This is a genomic window from Micromonospora sp. NPDC049836 (genome assembly GCF_044465125.1).
Lineage (GTDB): Bacteria > Actinomycetota > Actinomycetes > Mycobacteriales > Micromonosporaceae > Micromonospora.
On sequence record NZ_JBITLH010000010.1, the window covers coordinates 113,438 to 135,078 of the forward strand.

Below are 21,641 nucleotides of genomic sequence, written 5' to 3' on the forward strand. Positions count from 1 at the left end.
TCGACACACAAATTGTCCGTCGGTACTGGACGGTCCAAACCGACAAAGTACCTATCCGTCGTGAACCAGACCGAACGTCACGGGCGGGGGAGGCCATACTGTGGGCCCGCTCACCTCCTCTGCAATCATTCAGACACGACGGCAACGCAGCCGCCACCTCCGCGCACCCCGCGGCTGGTGCGGTACGGCGCCGGCGCTCCCGGGCCGGGTTCTGAAACGGACCCCGGCTCACGCCGCGCGGCAACCCTCACCGGGGCTAGGCGCGGCCGCCAGGGACCGACCCGGCACCCGCCGGATCGGGCGCACGATGTGCGCGGCACGGGTCACCCCCCGGCGCCGGCGCAGACCAGACAGGGAGAGACGGATGGCAAAGGGCGACCCCGGGGCCGCCACCCGCAGCAAGCGGGCCGCACCCCGTTCCAAGCGCGCCACCGTGGCGGGCGAGCCGGAACTCGTACAGCTGCTGACGCCGGAGGGCGAGCGGATCGAGAGCGCACTCGGCCCGGACGGGACCGAGTACCGGGTGGACTTCACCGACGAGGAGTACCGCGGGCTCTACCGCGACCTCGTGCTGGTCCGCAAGCTCGACGCCGAGGCCACCGCGCTGCAGCGCCAGGGCGAGCTGGGCCTCTGGGCCAGCCTGCTGGGTCAGGAGGCGGCCCAGGTCGGCTCCGGCCGGGCGCTGCGCCCGCAGGACATGGCCTTCCCGACCTACCGCGAGCACGGCGTCCTCTACTGCCGGGGCATCGACCCGATCATGCCGCTCGGCCTGTTCCGCGGCGTCGACCAGGGCGGTTGGGACCCCAACGAGTTCAAGTTCAACATGTACACGATCGTGATCGGGGCGCAGACCCTGCACGCGACCGGGTACGCCATGGGCGTCGCCATGGACGGCAAGACCGGTGGCGACGACGGCGAGGCCGTGATCGCCTACTTCGGCGACGGCGCCACCAGCCAGGGCGACGTCAACGAGGCGTTCGTCTGGGCCAGCGTCTTCAACGCCCCCCTCGTCTTCTTCTGCCAGAACAACCAGTACGCCATCTCCGAGCCGCTGGAGCGGCAGACCCGCGTCCCGCTCTACCGGCGGGCCGGCGGCTTCGGCTTCCCCGGCGTACGGGTGGACGGCAACGACGTGCTCGCGTCGTACGCGGTGACCCGGCACGCGCTGGACAACGCGCGGCACGGCCAGGGCCCCAGCCTGATCGAGGCCTACACCTACCGGATGGGCGCGCACACCACCTCCGACGACCCGACCCGGTACCGGATCGCCAGCGAGGTCGAGGCCTGGCAGGCCAAGGACCCGATCGCCCGGATGAAGGCGTTCCTGACCAAGCAGCAGATCGCCGACGAGTCGTTCTTCACCGAGGTCGACGAGCAGGCCCGGACCGAGTCGGTGCACCTGCGCGAGCGGGTGCTCGCCATGCCCAACCCGGAGCCGGTGACCATGTTCGACCACGTCTACCCCAACGGGTCCCCGGAGCTCGACGAGCAGCGGGCCCAGTTCACCAAGTACCTTGAGTCGTTCGAGGGGAGCGCGCACTGATGGCCACGGAGACGCTCACCCTCGGCAAGGCCCTCAACGCCGGCCTGCGCAAGGCCCTGGAGAACGACCCGAAGGTCGTCATCATGGGCGAGGACGTCGGCAAGCTCGGCGGCGTCTTCCGGATCACCGACGGCCTGCAGAAGGACTTCGGTGACCAGCGGGTGATCGACACCCCGCTCGCCGAGTCCGGCATCATCGGCACCGCGGTCGGCCTGGCCATCCGCGGCTTCCGGCCGGTCTGCGAGATCCAGTTCGACGGCTTCGTCTACCCGGCGTACGACCAGATCGTGTCGCAGGTGGCGAAGATGCACTACCGCTCGCAGGGCAAGGTCCGGATCCCCATGGTCATCCGGATCCCGTACGGCGGCGGCATCGGCGCGGTCGAGCACCACTCCGAGTCGCCCGAGGCGTACTTCGCGCACACCGCCGGACTCAAGGTGGTGAGCTGCGCCAACCCGCAGGACGCGTACCTGATGATCCAGCAGGCCATCGCCTCCGACGACCCGATCGTCTTCCTGGAGCCGAAGCGGCGCTACTGGGAGAAGGGTCCGGTCGAGCTGGAGGCCCCGCTGGCCGAGGCGTACCCGCTGCACGCCGCCCGGGTCGTCCGGCCGGGCGCCGACGCGACCGTGCTGGCGTACGGCCCGATGGTCCGTACCGCCCTGGACGCGGCCACCGCCGCCGCCGAGGACGGCCGGGAGCTGGAGGTCATCGACCTGCGCACGCTCTCCCCGCTGGACCTGACCGCCGCGTACGAGTCGGTGCGGCGCACCGGCCGCTGCGTGGTCGTCCACGAGGCCCCGGGCAACCTGGGCCTGGGCTCGGAGATCGCGGCCCGGATCACCGAGGAGTGCTTCTACTCCCTGGAGTCCCCGGTGCTGCGGGTGACCGGCTTCGACACCCCCTACCCGGCCGCCCGGGTGGAGGAGGAGTACCTGCCCGACCTCGACCGGGTGCTCGACGCCGTCGACCGCACCTTCGGCTGGTGAGCGGCATGTCCCGGATCAAGGAATTCAACCTTCCCGACCTCGGTGAGGGGTTGACCGAGGGCGAGATCCTCGCCTGGCTGGTCAAGGTCGGCGACGACATCGAGCTGAACCAGCCGATCGTCGAGGTGGAGACGGCGAAGGCGGCGGTCGAGATCCCGGCGAAGTGGGCCGGCCGAGTGCAGTCGATCTTCCACCCGGAGGGGTCCACCGTCGAGGTGGGCACCCCGATCATCGCGATCGACACCGACCCGGGCGCCGGGCCGGTGGAGGAGTCGACGACCGCCGCCCCGGCGTCGGACCTGCCCACCCCGTCGGCCGCGTCGCTGGCCGCGGTCCAGGTCGCGCCCGCCGAGGGCATGGTCGAGCCGGGCCTGATCGGCGGCGTGGCGCCGGGCGGGCGTACCGCCGTGCTGGTCGGCTACGGCCCGCGCAACGCGCCGGCCAAGCGCCGGCCGCGCAAGGGTGAGCTGCCGAGCCAGCCCGCAGCACCGGCCCAGCCGGCCCCGCCGGTGCCGGCCGCTCCGGCGGCCCCCGCGCCGGCGGTGAACGGCACCGCCCGGGCCGCCGGTCCGGTGCTGGCCAAGCCGCCGGTCCGCAAGCTGGCCAAGGATCTCGGCATCGACCTGGCCACGCTGACCGGCTCGGGTCCGCTCGGCTCGATCACCCGGGAGGACGTACAGCGGGCGGCGAGCGGGACCCCGGCGGCGGCCGAGCCGCTGGTCGCCACCGCCCCGGCGACGGCGGCCGCGAGCTTCGGCGCGGACCGCGAGCAGCGGATCCCGGTCAAGGGGGTACGCAAGCTCACCGCGGAGAACATGGCCCGCTCGGCGTTCACCGCCCCGCACGTCACGGAGTTCCTGACCGTCGACGTGACCCGGGCCATGAAGGCCCTGGACCGGCTCCGCGGCCGGCGCGAGTGGCGCGACGCGCGGGTCTCGCCGCTGCTGCTGGTCGCCAAGGCGGTGCTGCTCGCGGTCAAGCGCCACCCGATGGTCAACTCGACCTGGGCCGGCGACGAGATCGTGGTCAAGGAGTACGTCAACCTGGGCATCGCGGCGGCCACCGAGCGCGGCCTGATCGTGCCGAACATCAAGGACGCCGGCCGGCTCTCGCTGCGCGAGCTGGCGGACGCGATGACCGATCTGGTGCAGACCGCGAAGTCCGGGAAGACCTCCCCGGCGGACATGTCGGGCGGCACGCTGACCATCACCAACGTCGGCGTCTTCGGCGTGGACACCGGTACGCCGATCCTGCCGCCGGGCGAGTCCGCGATCCTGGCCTTCGGCGCGGTGCGGGAGCAGCCCTGGGTGCACAAGGGCAAGGTGAAGCCGCGCCTGGTCACCACGCTGGGCCTCTCCTTCGATCACCGGATCATCGACGGTGAGCTCGGCTCGAAGTTCCTCCGCGACATCGGGGACTTCCTGGCCGATCCGGAGGCGGCGCTGCTCGCCTGGACCTGACGGCGCTTCGCATCAGGCCACGGCCGGTGTGCACGGGTGAACGCCCGGCACACCGGCCGTTGCCGTTGGGGGAAGAAACGTCGGCTACTCGCCCCTTATGACCTACGATCCTTAGGCACGTGGCTCAGCTCACCTAATAATCGATGGAAGTTCGCGCCGTTCTGCGGTTCAATAGAGACATCAAGGGGCCGACAACCGAATAGCCAGGAGGAGAGACCCAAGATGAGCATGATCGAGCGAATCCGCACCCGCCGCGACGCCAACCGCCGGGCCCGTGCCATCGAGCACGCCCTGCGTTCCGCCAACTCGCCCGCGGTCCGCGAAGAGCTTCTCGCCATCGCCCAGCGTCACATGAGCTGACGCCACCTACTTTCCTCACCTCCTCCAGTTCGAAGACCCGCCCGGGCGACCGGGCGGGTCTTCGGCGTTCCGCCCCCCGATCGGCACCGGGATTCCACCTCGCCGCACCGCCCGGTACGGTGGGGCTCGGTCGCCACCCGCCCGCCACCGGACCACATGCGACACCCGAAGACCGATCGGCAGCGTCCGGCCACGGTGAGTGACGGCTGGTGCTCCCCCGGACGCCTCCGGGCGGCCACCGGATACGGTGCGGGGAGCCCGACCGCCGGTACCCGCCGGCGACGCCGGCGACCCTGCCGACGGTCCCGATCGGCATCGCCGGTGACATGTGACGGAGGAGGCGCACCCATGACGTCCGAGGCCCCGCACCGCCCTGGCCAGGAGCCGGGCGAGGTGTCGCCGGGAGCCGGCGGACCGGCGCCGTACGGCGACCGCCCGGCCCAGCAGGACAACGGGTACCCCGGCGCTCCCGACCTCGGCTGGGCCCCGCCCCCGCCGGCCGGCGGCGGGTCCGCACCCGCGTGGGCCGCCCAGGACGAGCCGGCCACCGGCTGGACGCCGCCCAACCGTGGGGCGGCCCAGGTGCCGCCGCCCGCCGAGCCCGGCGAGTGGGACCGAGCCGGGCAGCCGGGCTGGGGCGCGCCCGAGCAGAACCCGCCGGCCTGGACCGCCGGACCGTCGAACCCGGCCGAGCCGGGCCCGCCCTCCTGGGGCACCCCGGCCGAACCGGCCGCCCCCGCCTGGGGCGCCGCGTCGGCGCCCGGCCAGGGTGAGCAGCCGGCCTGGGCGCAGTCCGCCGACCCGAACCGGGCCGCCGCGCACGTGCCCGCCCCGGCCACCGCGCCCGAGGAGACCTGGAACGTCCCCGCCGGCCAGCAGCAGGACGACGGGTCCCGCTCCGGCGGCTGGCCCGCCCCCCAGCAGGACGACGAGTCCGCCCGCGCCGGCGGTTGGCCGGGTGCGTCCGAGCCGCAGCCGGACCGCTCCGGTGGCTGGCCGGTGGGGACCGCCGCCCAGCAGCAGCACGAGCAGCCCGCCTGGGGACAGCAGGACCAGGCCGCGCCCGCGTGGGCGCCGACCGAGCCGCCCGCCCGGGCATCCGCCAAGGTGCCCGTCCCCGGTGCCCCGACCGAGAACGCCCGGCCCACGCCGCCGGGCGACCCGAGCCAGTCCGGTGGCTGGCAGGCCGGCCCGCCCGGCGGTCACCAGGACGATCCGGACGGCTCCGGCGGCTGGGCCGCCGGCCGCGCCGCCGGGCAGCCCGACCCGCCGCAGCCCGGCTGGGACGCCTCGGACGAGCAGCGCCCGTCCTGGACCGGCGCCGCGGCCGCCCCCCAGCAGCGGGACCAGGACGCGCCGGCGCAGCCCGGCTGGGCGCCCGCCGAACGCCCGGAGGCCGCGCCCTGGAGCCCGCCGGAGGCACCGGCCCGCGCCAGCGCGTCGGTACCGTCCCCCGACTCGCCGCCCTCCTGGGCCGGCAACCAGGACGAGCCGGCACAGTGGAACCCGCCCCAGCCGCCGGCCATCCCGGCCGCCGAGCCGTGGGCGGCCAGCGAGGCGTGGGGCCGCGCGGCCGAGGCCGAGCCGGCCGAGTCGCCGTCCAACGACTGGCAGCCCAACCGGGGCGCCGAGGCGCCGGCCTACCAGCCCGCCCCCGGCCCCGGCATCTCGCCGGCGAACGCCGTGCCGCTGCCGCCGCAGGAGCAGCGGGTGCCGGGCGCCGCCCTGGCCGCCTCGCCGCCCGCCGACTACCTGCCGCCGGCGCAGTACTCCCCGGCCGCCGAGGCCGCCGAGCGGGAGCCGCAGGGCTACGAGCCGGAGCGCGCCGGCAGTTGGGGCGAGGCGTCCCACGAGAAGCCGCAGTCGCCGGCCGGGCCGGTGGTGCCCGCGCCGCGGACCTCCCCGGAGTCCGGCGCACCGGGCCACGTCTCCGCCAGCGCGTCGGTCCCGCTGGCCAGCCGGGTGATGCCCCCCACCGACCAGAGCCTGCGCCCGGCCGCCACGCCGGCCCCGCAGCCCCGGGTCTACGGCCGCCCGGTCCCGCCGGAGCCGGAGGAGGTGCCCGGCCAGGACGCCCCGAGCGGCTACCCGGGCGAGGCCGCCCGCTTCGACGAGCCGGGGCCGCGCGCCGAGGAGCCGGAGCACCCGGCGATGCCGAACGGCTACGCCGAGGTGCCCCCGGCTCCGTCGTCGCCCGCCGGTCCGCCGCCGTTCCCGCCGGGCGTGCCGTCCTTCATGGACCCGGCCGCCAACAACCGCCCGGTCAACGGGGTGCACCCGCAGGAGGGTGACCGCGCCAACGACCCGTTCGGCGGGCCGGCCGGCCAGCGGGAGCCGTACGGCAGCCCGGCCGGGCAGGACCCGTTCGCCCACCAGGGCCAGTACGGCGGGCCCGGCGGCCAGCCGGAGCAGTACGGCAGCCCGGCCGGCGGGCGCGCCTCCGTGGCCGTACCCGGTCAGGGGCCCGGCGCGCCGGGTCAGGGTGGTTTCCCGCCCGCGTTCCCGCCGCCGCCCCAGCAGGCCCCGCCGGCCTGGCAGCCGGGCCCGACCAGCGACCCCGAGCAGGGCCGGTTCGACTCGTTCAAGCCGGAGGCGGAGCCGAAGACCGAGGCGCCCGTGCCGAAGGTGCGCAACGGCCGGGTGCTCGCCCTCGTGCTGATCGCGGCGGTGCTCATCCTGGCCATCCCGCTCGGCCTGCTCACCCTGCTCGGCAAGATCGGCGGGGACGACAAGCCGGCCCCGTTCGACCCGGCCGTCGGCTCCTGCGTCAAGCAGTCGGGCAACGGCGCGACGGCCGCGCAGTGCGCCGAGCCGGGCGCGTTCTCGGTGGTCGCCAAGGTGGACAGCAAGGAGAAGTGCGCCGACCCGGCGCAGCCGCACGTGGTGCTCCCCGGCGACGGGACGAACCGGGTGCTCTGCCTGAAGCCGGCCGCCAAGTAGCAGTTCCGGCGGGCGGGGCCACGGCCGACCGTGACCCCGCCCGCCCGCTTCTCCCGGCCGGCCCGCCGCCGTTCTCCCGGTCGGCCCACCGCCATCTCCCGGCCCAGGCCGCCGCCGTTCTTCCGGCCCGGCCCGCCGCCGTTCTTCCGGCCAGGCCGCCGACTTCTTCCGGCCGCCGCCGCGCGGGTCGGTGGTGTCGGCTGCGCCTCGATCACCCCCCTTCCGGCCGGCCCGCCGCCGGTCGTGCGGCACGATGGGGCCATGAGCGCACGCGTACGCGCCCCTGAGTTGCGGGGCCGGACCTGGCTGAACACCGGCGGGAAGACGATCACCCTGGCCGACCTGCGGGGCAGGATCGTTCTCCTCGACTTCTGGACCTTCTGCTGCATCAACTGCCTGCACGTCCTCGACGAGCTGCGCCCGCTGGAGGAGCGCTACGGCGACGTGCTGGTCGTGATCGGCGTGCACTCGCCCAAGTTCGAGCACGAGAAGGACGCCGCGGCCCTCGCCGCCGCCGTCGAGCGGTACGGCGTGCACCACCCGGTGCTCGACGACCCCGAGATGGACATGTGGCAGCAGTACGCGGCGAAGGCCTGGCCGACCCTCTCGGTGATCGACCCCGAGGGCTACGTGGTCGCCACCATGGCCGGCGAGGGTCACGCCGAAGGGCTGGCCAAGCTGATCGACGAGTTGATCGCCACCCACGAGGCCAAGGGCACCCTGCACCGGGGCGAGGGCCCGTACGTGCCGCCCGCCGAGCCGGAGACCACGCTGCGCTTCCCCGGCAAGGCCGTGGTGCTCGACGGCGGCAACCTGCTGGTCTCCGACTCGGCCCGGCACTCCCTGGTCGAGCTGGCCCCGGACGGCGAGCGGCCGCTGCGCCGGATCGGCACCGGCACCCGCGGCCACGCCGACGGCCCGGCCGACGCGGCCAGCTTCTCCGAGCCGCAGGGCCTCTGCCTGCTTCCCCCGCACGCCGCCGAGGTGGCCGGGTACGACGTGGTCGTCGCGGACACGGCGAACCACCTGCTGCGCGGCGTCCGGCTGGAGACCGGCGAGGTGGTCACCGTCGCCGGCACCGGGCGGCAGTGGCGCTCGACGGTCGACGACCATGCGCACGACGCGCTCGCGGTCGACCTCTCCTCCCCCTGGGACGTCGCCTGGTACGACGACAAGGTGGTCATCGCGATGGCCGGCATCCACCAGCTCTGGTGGTTCGACCCGGTGAAGCGGACCGCCGGCATGTACGCGGGCACCACCGTCGAGGCGCTGCGGGACGGGCCGCTGCCGGACGTCTGGATGGCGCAGCCCTCCGGGCTGTCGGTCTCGGCCGACGGCCGCCGGCTCTGGATCGCCGACAGCGAGACCAGTGCCCTGCGCTACGTCGAGGACGGGGCGATGCACACCGCGGTCGGCCAGGGGCTGTTCGACTTCGGCCACGTCGACGGGGCGGCCGACCGGGCGCTGCTCCAGCACCCGCTCGGGGTGTGCGCGCTGCCCGACGGCTCGGTGCTGGTCGCCGACACGTACAACGGCGCGGTGCGCCGCTTCGACCCGGAGACCGACCAGGTCGGCACGGTGGCGGACGGGCTGGCCGAGCCGAGCGACGTGGTGCTCACCGCCGAGGGCGGCGTGCTGGTGGTCGAGTCCGCCGCGCACCGGCTGACCGCGCTGGCCCCGGGGGCGCTCAGCGCGGCCGGCGCGAACACCGTGGACGGCCCGCGGCACAAGCTGGAACGCAAGCCCACGGACGTGGCGGCCGGCGAGCTGACCCTCGACGTGATCTTCACGCCCGCACCGGGGCAGAAGCTGGACGAGACGTACGGGCCGTCGACCCGGCTGGTGGTCTCCGCCTCCCCGCCGGAGCTGCTGGTGGAGGGGGCCGGGACCACCACGGAGCTGTCCCGCCGGCTGGTGCTGGACGGGTCGGTGGCGCAGGGCGTGCTCCAGGTCACCGCGCAGGCCGCCACCTGCGACGCCGACGTCGAGCACGCGGCCTGCCACCTGACCCGGCAGGACTGGGGCGTACCGGTGCGGGTGATGGCCGGCGGCGCGACCCGGCTGCCGCTCGTCCTGCGCGGCCTGGACGAGGGCTGAGCCCGGCCGCAGGCGTCCGGCTCCTCCCGCTCGTCCTGCGCGGCCTGGACGAGGGCTGAGCCCGGCCGCGGGCGTCCGGCTCCCCCGTGTACGTCGAGCCGGGCCGGTCAGGCGAACGGGCTGAGCGTGACGCCGGCGTCGATGAGGGCGGCCCGGACCAGCTCGGCGCAGCGCACCGCGCCGGGGGTGTCGCCGTGCAGGCAGATCGACTCGACGGGGCAGGGCACCACGCTGCCGTCGACCGCCACCACGGTGCGCTCGGTGGCCATCCGGACCGCCCGGTTGGCCACCTGGTCCGGGTCGGTGATCAACGCGTCCGGGGCGCCGCGCGGCACCAGCTGGCCGTTGGGCAGGTAGTTGCGGTCGGCGAAGCCCTCGGCCACGACCCGCAGCCCGGCGCCGACCGCCAGCTGGGCGAGCACCGAGCCGGGCGGGCAGAGCACCGGCAGCTCGTGGTCGTACCCGTTGACGGCGGCGACCAGCGCGGCGGCCTGGGCCTCGTCGCAGGCCGCCGCGTGGTAGAGCGCGCCGTGCGGCTTGAGGTAGCGGACCCGGGTGCGGAACAGCCGGCAGAACGCGTCGAGCGCCCCGAGCTGGTAGATCGTCTCGTCCCGCAGCTCGGAGAAGCCGTAGGCGATGTGCCGCCGACCGAAGCCGGCGAGGTCGCGGTAGCCGACCTGGGCGCCGACGCTGACCCCGCGCTCGGCGGCCGCGGCGCAGACCCGGTGCATGGTGGACGCGTCGCCGCCGTGGAAGCCGCAGGCGATGTTGGCCGAGGTGATGAGGTCGAGCAGCGCCTCGTCGTCGCCGAGCCGCCAGATCCCGAATCCCTCGCCGAGGTCAGCGTTGAGGTCCATGGAACCTCACCGTAGTGCCTGGCCGGGCCTGCGCGAGGGGGGTCACGTCGGCCACCACCCCGAGGACCGGGTATCCGCCGGTGGTCGGATGGTCGGCGAGGAAGATCAGCGGTTGGCCGTCCGGTGGCACCTGGACCGCGCCGAGGACCAGCCCTTCGCTGGGCAGCTCGCCGGCCACCGCGCGGGGCAGGGCCGCGCCGGCCAGTCGCGCGCCGACCCGGTTGCTCAGCGGGCTGACCGCGTACGCGGTGCTCAGCAGCAGGTCGAGCGCGGCCGGGGTGAACCAGTCGTGCCGGGGACCGAGCCGCAGCTCCAGCCGCAGCCGCGCGGGGACGGGCGGGGTGGCCGTGACGTCCACCGGGGCGGGCCGGCCGGCGGCGGGACCGAGGGGGAGGTGGTCGCCGTCGCGCAGCGGGGGCGGGCCGAGGCCGGAGAGGGTGTCGGTGGCCCGGCTGCCCAGCACCGGCTCGACCGCGATCCCGCCGGTCACGGCCAGCCAGGTACGCAGCCCGACCCGGGCGGGTCCGACCCGCAGGACCGCCCCGGCGGGCAGCGACAACGGCCGCCCGGTGTCCCCGGGCCGACGCTCGATCAGCACGTCCACCGGCGCGCCGGTGAGGGCCACGGTGACGGCCCGGGTGAACCGCAGCACGCAGCCGGTCAGGGTGATCTCCAGGCCCGCGGCGGCCTCCGGGTTGCCGACGAGCCGGTTGGCCAGCCGCAGCGCGGCCGGATCGAGCGCTCCCGAGCGGGGCACGCCGAGGTGGGCGTAGCCGGGCCGGCCGAGGTCCTGCACGGTGGTGAGGGCACCGGCCCGCAGCACCTCGAGCACGCCGCTCACCGGGCCGCCACCAGCCGGACCCGGGTGCCCGGGGTGAGCCGCGCCGGAGGGTCGGCGTGCGGGTCGAAGAGGACCAGGTCGGTCCGCCCGACCAGCAGCCAGCCGCCGGGCGAGGCGGCCGGGTAGATGCCGGCGTACGGGCCGGCGAGCGCGACCGAGCCGGCCGGCACCCGGGTACGCGGGGTGGCCAGCCGGGGCACGGCCAGCTCCGCCGGCAGCCCGGTCAGGTAGGCGAACCCGGGTGCGAAGCCGCAGAAGGCCACCCGGAACTCGGTCCGCCGCAGCCGGTCGACCACGGCCGGCACCTCGACACCCCAGTGCGTGGCGACGACCGGCAGGTCGGTCCCGTCGTACACGGTGGGCACCTCGGCCTCGGCCTCGGCCTCGGCCTCGGCGGAGCCGGCGGCGGCCCCCGGGGTCCAGCCGGCGATCCGCGCGGCGGTCGCCCGGGGATCGGGTACGCCGTCGAGCAGCACGGTCGCCGCCGCCGGGACGATCTCGACGGCGGCCAGGTCACCGGCGGCGCGGCGGCGCCACAGCTCGGCGCGCCACGCCTCGACCTGGGCCGGGTCGGCGCAGTCCAGCAGCAGGGCGTGCGCGCCGACGGGACGGATCCGCATCCCGCCATCCTCCGGGAGACGGGTGGCGCACGCCACTACCTACAAGTAACCTACGCTGCCGTAACCTTAGGACGTGACCACCTCCGCACCGCTTCGACTCAAGCCGGTCGACATCGGTAAGCCCCGCATGCGGGGCTGGCTCCACACGTACGCGTTCTTCGCCGCCCTCGTCTGCGGCATCGTGCTCTGCGCGGTCGCGGCCACCCGCCCCGGCTGGGCACCCCTGGTCAGCTGCCTCATCTACAGCCTCACCGTGTGCGGCCTCTTCGGCACCAGCGCGCTCTACCACCGCCGGGTCTGGTCCGAACGCGGCTACCAGGTGATGCGCCGGCTGGACCATTCGATGATCTTCGTGTTCATCGCCGGCACGTACACCCCGTTCTGCGCCCTGCTGCTGGCGCCCCGGCCTGCCGCGATCATGCTCGGCCTGGTGTGGGGCGGCGCGGTGGCCGGGGTGGGGCTCAAGCAGGTCTGGCCGCACGCCCCCCGCTGGGTGTCGGCGCCGCTCTACCTGGCCCTCGGCTGGGTCGCGGTGGCCATGCTGCCGCAGATCCTGCACGCCGGCGGGGTCACCGCGCTGGTGCTGCTGAGCGTCGGCGGCGCGATCTACAGCGTGGGCGCGATCTTCTACGCGCTGCGCCGGCCGAACCCGTGGCCGACCGTGTTCGGCCACCACGAGTTCTTCCACGCCTGCACCCTGCTCGCGGCGATCTGCCACCACGTGGCGATCTACTTCGCGCTCTTCGCCTGACCCCGCCGGCGTCGTCCGGCGGGTAGCGGTCGCGCCGGGCCGCGATGCCGGACGGGTACCGACGCGGAGCGAGGGCCCCGCGCCGGTGCGGGGCCCTCGACGTCTGCGGGGAACTGGTCAGGCCGGGTAACCCGGACGGCGCACCTCGCGGTACTCCTCGCGCACCACCCGGTCGTCCTGGACCGGCACGGTCGGTTCGGCCACGACGCGCTCGCGGACCGGCGCGACCACTGTGCGGCGGCGGCTGCTCCAGAAGTACATGGTGAGGATCAGGCCCACCAGACCGACGAGCATGAGCACCCAACCCACGACGTTCAGGTCGAGCCACCCGAGGTTGGCGTTGATGGCGAACGCGAAGATCGCGCCGACCGCGATCAGGAAGATGCTGGCACCGATGCCCATGACGTCGCCTCCTTGGCGTCCTGCTGGCGTTTCCTACCGCCGCGGCCATGGATGAGGTAGCGGCATCCATCGACTTACCCAGGCGGTCAGATCACCAATCAGGCAAGCTGGGCACATGACGGACGGCAGGATCGAGGCGCGCACACTGCTGCTCCTCCGGCACGCCAAGACGGAGCAGAATCAGGACATGCCGGACATGGAGCGCCCGCTGACCGTGCGCGGCCACGCCGACGCGGCCGCGGCCGGCGCCTGGCTGGCCCGGCACGCGCTCCTTCCCGACCTGGTGCTCTGCTCCCCGGCGCTGCGCACCCGACAGACCTGGCACGGGGTGGAGCTGGGCATGACGGGATCCCCGGACGAGGGGGGACCGGCCGGCCCGCTGCCCGCGGTGCGCTACGAGCCGGCCGCGTACGACGCGCGGCCGGAGGCGCTGCTCGAGCTGGTGCGGTCGGTGCCGGCGGACCTCGGCACGGTGCTGCTGATCGCCCACAATCCGGGGATCTCGCTGCTCTCGGCCCTGCTCGACCCGGCCCGGGCGGATCCCGACGGGCTACGGACCACCGATCTGGCGGTGCACCGCCCGACCACCCCGTGGGCGGGGCTGACCGGCGGCGTCGCCCCGATCACCGCCCGCCACACCGCCCGCGGCTGAGCCGCCGGACGCCCGCCCGGGCGAGTGACCGCCTCCCGACTGAGCCGCCGCACGGCCGTCCGGGCGCGTGATCGCCTCCCGGCCGGGCCGCCGGACGGCCGTCCAGGGGCGTCATCGCCCCGGTTGCGGCAGGTCGGGGCTACGGGCTGCCGGGAAGCCACCGCCTGCCGCAAACCGGCTGGGTCCCACCGGGTCGCCGGGTTCACCCGGGAGGCGATCGAGAGCCGGGGCGGTCAGGACGGCGGCGCGGTCAGGACGGTGGCGCGGTGGGCGGCGGCGGGTCGGGCGGCGGCGGCATCATCGCGGTCGGGTGGGAAAGTCGGTTCTCCTCCACGATGAGCGTGCGCGCCCGCTTGCGCCGGTCCTGCCAGAACCAGAGCGTGGTGAGCAGGACGCCCAGCCCGGCCAGGATGAACACCCAGCCGACCGCGCGCAGGTCGATCCACCAGACGTTGGCCCGGATGGCGAAGGTCATGATCGCGCCGAGCGCGATGAGAAAGATGGCGCTGCCAATGCCCATGTGCGCTGCACTCCCCCGTGCGGTGGCTCTTGGGCGGGTCCTGTCGTGGTCCGCGCACGGTTACCCGTCCGGCGGCCGGCCTACCCGGCCCACCGCACCGAATCGGCAGGCCCGAGTGGCGGCAGGTGCTGATGTCGCGCCGGGTACGGCGGTGCCGGCTGGCAGCCGGTCGAGGCCGCCCGGAGCGCCGGCCTGAGTCGGTTCGCCGGTGGACAGACGACGGCGGCCGGCGAGCACCACGCTCGCCGGCCGCCGTCTGAGGTCGAACCGGTCGGATCACCCCGGAGGGGATCAGAACCGGCCGTAGTCCTGAGGTCGAACCGGTCAGACCACCCCGGAGGGGATCAGAACGCCTCCTCCGGGAGGTCCATGATCTCCAGGTCGGTGCCCTCGATGATCCGCCGGTCAGCGCCGATGCGGGGCAGCACCTCGCGGGCGAAGAACCGGGCGGCGGCCACCTTGCCGGTGTAGAACGCCTTGTCGGTCGCGGAGACCTCGCCACCGAGCGCCTTCAACGCCACGTCCGCCTGCTTCTGCAGCAGCCAGCCGACCACCAGGTCACCGATCGCCAGCAGGAACCGGCGGCTGCTCAGGCCGACCTTGTAGAGCGCGCGGGTGTCCCCGGCCTGCGCCTCGCCCAGCCAACCGGTCATCACGCCGAGGATGTTCTGGATCTCGGTGAGCGCCTTGCCGAGCGCCTGCCGCTCCTCCTTGAGCTGACCGTTGCCGGCCTCGGAGGTGATGTGCTCCTGGATCTCGGCGGCGACCGCCATCAGGGCCTTGCCGTTGTCCCGGACGATCTTCCGGAAGATCAGGTCGAGGCTCTGGATGGCCGTGGTGCCCTCGTAGAGGGTGTCGATCTTGGCGTCCCGGACGTACTGCTCCAGCGGGTAGTCCTGGAGGAAGCCGGAGCCGCCGAAGGTCTGCAGCGCCTCGTGACCGAGCAGCTCGTACGCCCGCTCCGAGCCGACGCCCTTGACCAGCGGCAGGAGCAGGTCGTTGACCCGCTTGGCCAGCTTGGTGCCCTTCTCGTCGCCGGCCGCCTCGGCGATGGCGACCTTGTCCTGCCAGCTGGCGGTGTAGCAGACCAGCGCGCGCAGGCCCTCGGCGTACGACTTCTGCATGAGCAGCGAGCGGCGCACGTCCGGGTGGTGGGTGATGGTCACCCGGGGCGCGGTCTTGTCGGCCTGCTGGATCAGGTCGGCGCCCTGCACCCGGTTCTTGGCGTACTCCAGGGCGTTCAGGTAGCCGGTGGAGAGGGTGGCGATGGCCTTGGTGCCGACCAGCATCCGGGCGTACTCGATGATCATGAACATCTGGCGGATGCCGTCGTGCTTGTCGCCCAGCAGCCAGCCCTTGGCCGGTACGCCGTGCTCGCCGAAGGTCAGCTCGCAGGTGTTGGAGACCTTCAGGCCCATCTTGTGCTCGACGTTGGTGGCGAAGACGCCGTTGCGCTCGCCCAGCTCGCCGGTCTCGGCGTCGAAGTGGTACTTCGGCACGACGAACAGCGACAGGCCCTTGGTGCCCGGGCCACCGACGCCCTCCACGCCGACCGGGCGGGCCAGCACGTAGTGGACGATGTTGTCGCTCAGGTCGTGCTCACCGGAGGTGATGAAGCGCTTCACGCCCTCGATGTGCCACGAGCCGTCGGGCTGCTGGATCGCCCGGGTGCGGCCGGCGCCCACGTCCGAGCCGGCGTCCGGCTCGGTCAGCACCATGGTCGAGCCCCACTGCTTCTCGATGAACAGCCGGGCCCACTTCTTCTGCTCCTCGGTGCCCTCGACGTGCAGCACGTGCGCGAAGGACGGGCCGGAGGCGTACATCCAGATCGGGGCGTTGGCGCCGAGCACCAGCTCGGCCAGGGACCACCAGAGGGCGCGCGGGGCGTTGGTGCCGCCCAGCACCTCGGGGAGGTCCAGCCGCCAGAACTCGGAGTCCATGAACGCCTGGAACGACTTCTTGAACGACTCCGGCAGCGGCGCGGTGTGCGTCGCCGGGTCGAAGACCGGCGGGTTGCGGTCGCTGTCCGCGTAGCTGGCGGCCAGATCCTCGCGGGCCAGGCGCTCCACCTCGGAGAGGAAACTACGGGCGGTGTCGACGTCCAGGTCCGTGTACGGCTCCTGGCCGAACGTCCGGTCCGCCCCGAAGACCTCGAACAGGTTGAACTCGAGGTCCCGAAGGTTGCTCTTGTAGTGGGTCATGCTCGCTGGCCCCGCTTCCGGACAGGTGTTACCGATCAGTAACCGCGACTCTATTACTCGCCGGTAGCCAACGACAAGCCGATCTCGGAAGTGACAGCGATTACACAGTTCCGGTTCACCCGACGGTACGGCCCGGATCAGCTCTCCGCCGCGCCCACTTCCCAGCTCGGCACGGCCGCCGTCACGCCGCTGCGCGGACCGGCGTACTCCATCAGCACCAGCGCGATGTCGTCGTCCAGCCGGCCGTGCACCCACTCGACCAGCGCGGTCTCCAGCGAGGCCAGCCCGTCGGCGACCGTGCCGTGGCCGAGCAGCCGCCAGGCCCGGTCGGCGGTGGGGAAGAACTCCCCGTCCCGCCGGGCCTCGCCGAGACCGTCGGTGAAGAGCAGCAGCCGGTCACCGGGCTCCAGCCGCTCCACCCGGGGCCGGACCACCGGCATGAAGCCCAGCGGCGGCGCCGGGGCCGGCGGTTCGAGCGGGATCACCTCGCCCTGGCGCAGCAGCAGCGGCGCCGGGTGCCCGCAGTTGACGATGGTGAGGGTGCCGCCCCGCTCCTCGACCAGCGCGGCGGTGACGAAGTCCTCGTCGCCCACGTTGCGGGCCACCGCCCGGTCCAGGTCGGTCACCACCGCGCGCAGGTCCGCCCGCTCGTACGCCACGTGCCGGTAGGAGCCGAGGACGATGCTGGCGAGCCGGACCGCGTCCAGTCCCTTGCCGCGGACATCCCCGATGATCATGCGGACGCCGTACGGGGTGTCCATCGCCTCGTACAGGTCGCCGCCGATCTCGGCGGTCGCGGTGGAGGAGATGTACCGGGCGGCCACCGCCACGGTGCCCACCTGCGGGCCGAGCGGCCGGAGCACCGCCTGCTGGGCGACCGAGGCGAGCCGGGACAGCTCGCCGATCTGCTCGGCCTGCCGCTGGCGTACCGCCGCCACGGCGGCCGCGATCGCGGCGGCGACGGCGACGGCTGCGACGTTGACGGCGGTGACCAGGGAGGCGGTCCGCTCGACGAGCGCGAAGGCCGCGGCGATGCCGGTGGCCAGGACACCGAGCGCGAGCACCACCCGCCAGGACGCCAGCGCGGCGGCGAGCAGCGGCGCGGCCACCATCAGCGCCAGGTAGTGCGCCGCCCGGCCGTCCGCCAGCTCGACGGCGGAGACGACCGCGAGCAGCGCGAGGGCCGCGCCGAGGCCGGCGCGGGATCCGGGGCTCAGTGGGCCGCGGCCCGACTGGAAGGGATGCGTGCGTACATCGGACAGCATGCCTGATGGACGTGAACGCGTGAATGAAGCTGGCCCGTCGTCCGAGAAGGTTCTGCCCGGCCGGTCCACCACGCCGGCCCGATCGCCGCCGGCCACCCGGTCAGCCGAGGACCTCGTAGCGGACCGTCACCTCGCCCAGACTGGTGGCGGCGATGGCCGCGAAGGCGGCGCGGGACAGGTCGAGGCAGCGACCGTCGATGTACGGGCCCCGGTCGTTGATCCGCACCACGACCGACTTGCCGTTGGCCGGGTTGGTCACCCGCACCCGGGTGTCGAACGGCAGCGTCTTGTGCGCGGCGGTCAGCGCGTCCGGGTTGAACGTCTCGCCGTTCGCGGTCATCTGCCCCTCGTCGTAGAAGGACGCGCCGCAGCTGCCGCTGTCGACGACCTTCGGGGCGGGGGTGGTCTTCTTCGCCGTGGGCTTCGGGCTGGCGGTCCGCGCCTTGCTCCGGGACGCCGCCTGGGTCCGGGTCGCCTTCGGGCTCGGGGTGGCCGTCGGCGAGGGGCTGAGGCTCGGCGTAGCCGACGGGCTCGGCGAGAGCGAGGTCGGGCTGGGCGCAAGGGTGCTGGGCAGGGCCTCGACCACGGCCGGCTCGGCGGCGGGCTCGGCCGCGGTGAGCCGCACCGCGCCGACGGTGCCGCCGACGGCGAGCACCACGCCGACGGCCGCGGTCGCGGCGATGCCGGCGGGCGAGGAGAACTTGCGGGTACGAAGGTGCCTAGCAGCCACCGCCCGGTCCTTTCGTCAGCGGAACAAACCGGGTGGGACCGTAACGAGAGAAGCACTTCCGACGTCAACGTGATCATGGTGGTATGTCCATATTTCCCCGGATACGTGTAGCCGATCGAGCCGGTACCACTCAGCCGTTCGGCCCAAGGAGCGCTGGTCCGGGCCGCGCCACCTGGCGTGGCGACGGTGCCCGAGGATGGATGACGTGCTACGCCGACGCCTGATCGAGCTGTTCCGCTGGGTGGACCCCGGCCCGGACAGCAGCCACCTGGTCAGCGACATCTCCGCCTGGTGGCGGGATCCGACCGTGCTGGCCGCCGTCGGGCCCGCCCTGGCCGGTCTCTTCCCGGCCGCCCGCCCGACCGTGGTGATCGCCCCCGAGGTGACCGGGCTGCTGCTCGGACCGCTGGTCGCGGTGGCCACCGGGGCCGGCTTCCTGCCCGCGTACAAGGACGGGGGCGAGCGGCGGCGGCTGGGGGCGACGCGCTGGGCCGAGACGCCACCCGATCACCGTGGCCGGCGGCTGCGCCTCGGCGTCGACGGCGACCGGCTGGGCCCCGGCGACCGGGTGCTGCTGGTCGACGACTGGGTGGACAGCGGCGCCCAGATCGAGGCGCTGGGCCGGCTGGTCGCGGCCGCCGGGGCGCGGGTGGTCGGTGCCGCCGCCCTCGTGGCGACCTGCCCGCCGGAGGTCGCCGCCCGGCTCGGGCTGCGCGCGCTGCTCACCGGCGAGTCACTGCCCCACTGACCGCTCACCTGCATTGTTCGACGACCGCGGGAGCTGGCCGGAAATCGCGCGACGGGCGGGTGGGCGGCCACTAGCCTCGGCAGGATGTGGCCCCGGATCGGTGGACTGCGCACCCTCGCCCTCGGCAACCCCGGCGAGATGCGCGCCAACCTGAACACCCTCGTGCTGGCCGGCGTGAAGACCGCCACCGCCGGCCTGCTGACGGACGAGTACGCGACGGAGAACGAGGAACTGGAGCACGTCGGCGAGCGGCTGGCCCTGGTCGACGACCACGACGCGCTGATCGGCGTCGTCGAGGTCACCGGGGTCGAGGTGGTCCGCTTCGCCGACGTGCCCTGGGAGTTCGCCCGCGCCGAGGGCGAGGGCGACCGGTCGATCGAGGAGTGGCGGGAGGGCCACCGCCGCTACTGGACCGGGGTGGGCTTCCCGGTCGACGACGACACCCAGGTGGTGTGCATCCGGTTCCGGCTGGTCTCCGCCGGTGACGGCGGCATCGCCACCGGCGACCTGGGCACCTGACCCCGGCGGTCAATGTCGGCGCAGCCCTGGCTGACCCGCAGCGCCGGCGGCGCTCCGGCTGACCCCGACCGACCGTCAGAGCCGGCGCAGCTCGGGCAGCAGGTCCGCCGCCGCCACCAGCACCGCCTCGTCGCCCGCGTACCAGCTGCTGGCCCGGGGCCAGTGCGTCACCACGTCGGTGAAGCCCAGCCGGGCCGCGCGGGCCACCTGCTCGGCGAAGAAGTCCGCGTTGCTGAGCGAGAAGACCGGCGCCGAGTCGAGCGAGAGGTAACGGTCCAGGGTGGCCGGGTCCCGCCCCGCCTTCGCCAGCGTCTCGTCCATCCGGCCGGCCAGGTCGGCCACCGTGGACCACCAGCCCTCCAGGTCGTCGCCGTCGAGGCCGGTGGTCACCCAGCCCTGGCCGTACCGGGCGACCAGGCGCATCGAGCGGGGCCCGTTCGCGGCGACCACGAACGGCACCCGGGGCCGCTGGACGCAGCCGGGGTTGCTCCGGGCGTCGACCGCGGCGAACCACTCGCCCCGCCAGGTGGTGCCGTCCTCCCGGAGGACCAGGTCCAGCAGCTCGGTGAACTCGGCGAACCGGTCGACCCGCTGCCGGGGCGGCAGGGTCTCCCCGCCGAGCACGGTGGCGTCGAAGCCGATGCCGCCCGCGCCGAGCCCCAGCAGCAGCCGGCCGCCCGAGACGTCGTCCAGCGCGGTCACCTGGCGGGCGAAGGCCGCCGGGTGCCGGAAGTTGGGCGACGCGACCAGGGTGCCGAGCCGGACCCGGGAGGTGACCGTGGCGGCGGCGGTCAACGTGGTCATCGAGTCGAACCAGGGACCGTCGACCAGGTCCCGCCAGCCCAGGTGGTCGTAGGTCCAGACGTGGTCGAAGCCCCACTCGTCGGCCTGCCGCCAGCGCCGCTGCGAGTCCGCCCAGCGCTGGTCCGGCAGGATCACGATGCCAATCCGCATGATCGCCAGGGTACGTCCCGGGTCGGACACTATCCGGCAACCACGTCGGCCACCACGCAGGCGATGTTGTCCGGGGCGCCTCCGGCGTACGCCAGCTCGACCAGGCGCCCGGCGGCGGTCTCCGGATCCTCGGCGTCGGCCAGCGTGGCGCGCAGCGCCTCCGGGGCCACCACCGCGGAGAGCCCGTCGGAGCAGAGCAGATAGCGGTCCCCGGCCAGCGCGGTCCGCAGCGCCAGGTCGGCCTCGACCGGTGCGCCCGCCCCGAGCGCCCGGGACAGCAGCGCCCGCTGCGGGTGGGCCGCGGCCTCGGCCGGGGTCAGGTGTCCCTGGTCGACCTGCGACTGCACGTAGGTGTGGTCCTGGGTCAGCCGGGACAGCTCGCCCCCGCGCAGCAGGTACGCCCGGGTGTCCCCGACGTGCACCAGCGCCAGCTGGGTGCCGCGCCGCAGGACCGCGGTGAGGGTGGTGACCGGGCGGTGCTCGCCGGCGGCGTGTGCGCGTACCGTCCGCTCGGCGGCGGCCACCGCGTCGGCCAGCGTGCCGAGCAGCTCGGCGGCCGGCGCGTCGGCCAGTTCCAGCGGCCGGAGCGCGTCCACGGCGGCGGTGCTGGCCGCGGCGCCGCCCGGACCGCGCATCCCGTCCGCCACGGCGAGCAGGGTGTCGCTGGCGTACGCGGTGTCCTCGTTGGAGTCGCGGACCGCGCCGGTCTCGCAGCGGACGGCGTACCGGAAGGTGGTCTCGGACATGGTGGTGCTCCTCTCGGTGAGCTGGTCGACGAGGAGCGCGACGGCGCGGCCGCGGGCCGCCGTGTCGGCGCTGACCCGGCGCCACCAGCCGTCGACCGCCTCGGCCGCGGCCTCGGGGTCCAGGCCGCAGACGGTCCGGATCTCGGCCAGTGGCATGCCGGCCCGCCGCAGGGCGGCGATCAGCCGGGCCCGGTCGAGTTGCGCCGGCGCGTAGTAGCGGTAGCCCGAGTGCGGATCGACCGCGGCCGGGGGCAGCAGCCCCAACTCGTCGTAGAGCCGCAGCGCCTTGGCCGTCAGCCGGGCCGCCCGCGCGAACGCACCGATGGTCAGCAACCGCACCGCCCCATCCTCCTCGTGCCGGTCCGGTGACCGGCACGACCCACGCTGGGGCTTGCCGCAGGGGCAGGGTCAAGGGATTGACGATGTATCGATCACTTATATATGTT

20 protein-coding genes are annotated in these 21,641 nt (G+C 74.4%); 10 read left to right on the forward strand and 10 right to left on the reverse strand.

Going from position 1 to position 21,641, the window contains the following annotated elements:
- Nucleotides 1–364 precede the first annotated feature (364 nt).
- From pdhA to ACIBPB_RS25015, 6 genes are all read left to right on the forward strand, one after another.
- Entirely contained in the window at nucleotides 365–1,543 is a 1,179-nt protein-coding gene (gene pdhA / locus ACIBPB_RS24990) for a pyruvate dehydrogenase (acetyl-transferring) E1 component subunit alpha (protein WP_396841898.1), read from the forward strand.
- On the forward strand, nucleotides 1,543–2,532 hold the full coding sequence (locus tag ACIBPB_RS24995) for an alpha-ketoacid dehydrogenase subunit beta (protein WP_396841899.1): 990 nt from the start codon (nucleotides 1,543–1,545) through the stop codon (nucleotides 2,530–2,532). Before pdhA ends, ACIBPB_RS24995 begins: the two co-directional genes overlap by 1 nt.
- 5 nt (nucleotides 2,533–2,537) lie before the next feature.
- Nucleotides 2,538–3,992, forward strand: coding sequence for a dihydrolipoamide acetyltransferase family protein (locus ACIBPB_RS25000; protein ID WP_396842008.1), 1,455 nt, complete (start codon nucleotides 2,538–2,540; stop codon nucleotides 3,990–3,992).
- A 222-nt stretch (nucleotides 3,993–4,214) separates the two neighbouring features.
- Nucleotides 4,215–4,352, forward strand: a complete 138-nt coding sequence (locus tag ACIBPB_RS25005; RefSeq protein WP_013283356.1) for a hypothetical protein — start codon at nucleotides 4,215–4,217, stop codon at nucleotides 4,350–4,352.
- 348 nt (nucleotides 4,353–4,700) lie between these two features.
- Nucleotides 4,701–7,292 (forward strand): hypothetical protein, encoded by a 2,592-nt coding sequence (locus ACIBPB_RS25010; protein ID WP_396841900.1) that lies wholly within the window; start codon nucleotides 4,701–4,703, stop codon nucleotides 7,290–7,292.
- Between the two features lie 261 nt (nucleotides 7,293–7,553).
- Complete coding sequence (locus ACIBPB_RS25015; RefSeq protein WP_396841901.1) at nucleotides 7,554–9,389, forward strand: NHL domain-containing thioredoxin family protein; 1,836 nt, start codon at nucleotides 7,554–7,556, stop codon at nucleotides 9,387–9,389.
- Nucleotides 9,390–9,496: 107 nt separating this feature from the next.
- Here the strand turns inward: ACIBPB_RS25015 and ACIBPB_RS25020 are convergent, their stop codons facing one another.
- The 3 genes from ACIBPB_RS25020 to ACIBPB_RS25030 are packed head-to-tail and all read right to left on the reverse strand — an operon-like array spanning nucleotide 9,497 to nucleotide 11,707.
- Entirely contained in the window at nucleotides 9,497–10,246 is a 750-nt protein-coding gene (locus ACIBPB_RS25020; protein WP_396841902.1) for a LamB/YcsF family protein, read from the reverse strand.
- The gene (locus ACIBPB_RS25025) at nucleotides 10,230–11,078 is read right to left on the reverse strand and encodes a biotin-dependent carboxyltransferase family protein (RefSeq protein ID WP_396842009.1); all 849 of its coding nucleotides are present in this window, start codon (nucleotides 11,076–11,078) and stop codon (nucleotides 10,230–10,232) included. Before ACIBPB_RS25025 ends, ACIBPB_RS25020 begins: the two co-directional genes overlap by 17 nt.
- A gap of 5 nt (nucleotides 11,079–11,083) precedes the next feature.
- Nucleotides 11,084–11,707 carry an allophanate hydrolase subunit 1 gene (locus ACIBPB_RS25030; protein ID WP_396841903.1) on the reverse strand — a complete coding sequence of 208 codons (624 nt, stop codon included), beginning with the start codon at nucleotides 11,705–11,707 and terminating at the stop codon, nucleotides 11,084–11,086.
- A gap of 73 nt (nucleotides 11,708–11,780) precedes the next feature.
- On the opposite strand from ACIBPB_RS25030, the gene ACIBPB_RS25035 reads away from it, so the two are divergent.
- Nucleotides 11,781–12,458, forward strand: coding sequence for a hemolysin III family protein (locus tag ACIBPB_RS25035; RefSeq protein WP_046570924.1), 678 nt, complete (start codon nucleotides 11,781–11,783; stop codon nucleotides 12,456–12,458).
- A gap of 117 nt (nucleotides 12,459–12,575) precedes the next feature.
- On the opposite strand, the gene ACIBPB_RS25040 is transcribed toward ACIBPB_RS25035, so the two are convergent.
- On the reverse strand, nucleotides 12,576–12,860 hold the full coding sequence (locus ACIBPB_RS25040; protein WP_357308409.1) for a DUF6458 family protein: 285 nt from the start codon (nucleotides 12,858–12,860) through the stop codon (nucleotides 12,576–12,578).
- 115 nt (nucleotides 12,861–12,975) lie between these two features.
- Here ACIBPB_RS25040 and ACIBPB_RS25045 point away from each other — a divergent pair, with 115 nt between their 5' ends.
- Nucleotides 12,976–13,512 carry a SixA phosphatase family protein gene (locus ACIBPB_RS25045; protein WP_396841904.1) on the forward strand — a complete coding sequence of 179 codons (537 nt, stop codon included), beginning with the start codon at nucleotides 12,976–12,978 and terminating at the stop codon, nucleotides 13,510–13,512.
- Between the two features lie 250 nt (nucleotides 13,513–13,762).
- On the opposite strand, the gene ACIBPB_RS25050 is transcribed toward ACIBPB_RS25045, so the two are convergent.
- The 4 genes from ACIBPB_RS25050 to ACIBPB_RS25065 form a co-directional block, all read right to left on the reverse strand.
- On the reverse strand, nucleotides 13,763–14,032 hold the full coding sequence (locus tag ACIBPB_RS25050; protein ID WP_013283345.1) for a DUF6458 family protein: 270 nt from the start codon (nucleotides 14,030–14,032) through the stop codon (nucleotides 13,763–13,765).
- Nucleotides 14,033–14,376: 344 nt separating this feature from the next.
- Nucleotides 14,377–16,233 carry an acyl-CoA dehydrogenase gene (locus ACIBPB_RS25055; RefSeq protein ID WP_396841905.1) on the reverse strand — a complete coding sequence of 619 codons (1,857 nt, stop codon included), beginning with the start codon at nucleotides 16,231–16,233 and terminating at the stop codon, nucleotides 14,377–14,379.
- A 137-nt stretch (nucleotides 16,234–16,370) separates the two neighbouring features.
- Complete coding sequence (locus ACIBPB_RS25060) at nucleotides 16,371–17,498, reverse strand: PP2C family protein-serine/threonine phosphatase (RefSeq protein WP_396841906.1); 1,128 nt, start codon at nucleotides 17,496–17,498, stop codon at nucleotides 16,371–16,373.
- A gap of 100 nt (nucleotides 17,499–17,598) precedes the next feature.
- Nucleotides 17,599–18,228: a septal ring lytic transglycosylase RlpA family protein gene (locus ACIBPB_RS25065; protein WP_396841907.1), complete on the reverse strand. Its 630-nt coding sequence runs from the start codon at nucleotides 18,226–18,228 to the stop codon at nucleotides 17,599–17,601.
- A gap of 196 nt (nucleotides 18,229–18,424) precedes the next feature.
- Between ACIBPB_RS25065 and ACIBPB_RS25070 the strand changes: the two genes are divergently transcribed.
- Together ACIBPB_RS25070 and ACIBPB_RS25075 are read left to right on the forward strand one after the other, a co-directional pair.
- The gene (locus ACIBPB_RS25070; RefSeq protein WP_396841908.1) at nucleotides 18,425–18,976 is read left to right on the forward strand and encodes a phosphoribosyltransferase; all 552 of its coding nucleotides are present in this window, start codon (nucleotides 18,425–18,427) and stop codon (nucleotides 18,974–18,976) included.
- 84 nt (nucleotides 18,977–19,060) lie between these two features.
- Nucleotides 19,061–19,495: an ASCH domain-containing protein gene (locus tag ACIBPB_RS25075; protein ID WP_396841909.1), complete on the forward strand. Its 435-nt coding sequence runs from the start codon at nucleotides 19,061–19,063 to the stop codon at nucleotides 19,493–19,495.
- A gap of 75 nt (nucleotides 19,496–19,570) precedes the next feature.
- Here ACIBPB_RS25075 and ACIBPB_RS25080 read toward each other — a convergent pair whose 3' ends face one another.
- On the reverse strand, nucleotides 19,571–20,449 hold the full coding sequence (locus ACIBPB_RS25080) for an LLM class flavin-dependent oxidoreductase (RefSeq protein ID WP_396841910.1): 879 nt from the start codon (nucleotides 20,447–20,449) through the stop codon (nucleotides 19,571–19,573).
- 29 nt (nucleotides 20,450–20,478) lie between these two features.
- The gene (locus ACIBPB_RS25085) at nucleotides 20,479–21,534 is read right to left on the reverse strand and encodes a MerR family transcriptional regulator (RefSeq protein WP_396841911.1); all 1,056 of its coding nucleotides are present in this window, start codon (nucleotides 21,532–21,534) and stop codon (nucleotides 20,479–20,481) included.
- Nucleotides 21,535–21,641 lie beyond the last annotated feature (107 nt).

Coding starts and splice junctions, on each gene's coding strand:
- ACIBPB_RS25070 (WP_396841908.1), top strand. CDS start 18,425: ATGGATGACGTGCTACGCCGACGCCTGATCGAGCTGTTCCGCTGGGTG.
- ACIBPB_RS25000 (WP_396842008.1), top strand. CDS start 2,538: ATGTCCCGGATCAAGGAATTCAACCTTCCCGACCTCGGTGAGGGGTTG.
- ACIBPB_RS24995 (WP_396841899.1), top strand. CDS start 1,543: ATGGCCACGGAGACGCTCACCCTCGGCAAGGCCCTCAACGCCGGCCTG.
- ACIBPB_RS25030 (WP_396841903.1), bottom strand. CDS start 11,707: ATGCGGATCCGTCCCGTCGGCGCGCACGCCCTGCTGCTGGACTGCGCC.
- ACIBPB_RS25060 (WP_396841906.1), bottom strand. CDS start 17,498: ATGCTGTCCGATGTACGCACGCATCCCTTCCAGTCGGGCCGCGGCCCA.
- ACIBPB_RS25045 (WP_396841904.1), top strand. CDS start 12,976: ATGACGGACGGCAGGATCGAGGCGCGCACACTGCTGCTCCTCCGGCAC.
- ACIBPB_RS25075 (WP_396841909.1), top strand. CDS start 19,061: ATGTGGCCCCGGATCGGTGGACTGCGCACCCTCGCCCTCGGCAACCCC.
- ACIBPB_RS25005 (WP_013283356.1), top strand. CDS start 4,215: ATGAGCATGATCGAGCGAATCCGCACCCGCCGCGACGCCAACCGCCGG.
- ACIBPB_RS25015 (WP_396841901.1), top strand. CDS start 7,554: ATGAGCGCACGCGTACGCGCCCCTGAGTTGCGGGGCCGGACCTGGCTG.
- ACIBPB_RS25055 (WP_396841905.1), bottom strand. CDS start 16,233: ATGACCCACTACAAGAGCAACCTTCGGGACCTCGAGTTCAACCTGTTC.
- pdhA (WP_396841898.1), top strand. CDS start 365: ATGGCAAAGGGCGACCCCGGGGCCGCCACCCGCAGCAAGCGGGCCGCA.
- ACIBPB_RS25080 (WP_396841910.1), bottom strand. CDS start 20,449: ATGCGGATTGGCATCGTGATCCTGCCGGACCAGCGCTGGGCGGACTCG.
- ACIBPB_RS25020 (WP_396841902.1), bottom strand. CDS start 10,246: ATGGACCTCAACGCTGACCTCGGCGAGGGATTCGGGATCTGGCGGCTC.
- ACIBPB_RS25050 (WP_013283345.1), bottom strand. CDS start 14,032: ATGGGCATTGGCAGCGCCATCTTTCTCATCGCGCTCGGCGCGATCATG.
- ACIBPB_RS25040 (WP_357308409.1), bottom strand. CDS start 12,860: ATGGGCATCGGTGCCAGCATCTTCCTGATCGCGGTCGGCGCGATCTTC.
- ACIBPB_RS25010 (WP_396841900.1), top strand. CDS start 4,701: ATGACGTCCGAGGCCCCGCACCGCCCTGGCCAGGAGCCGGGCGAGGTG.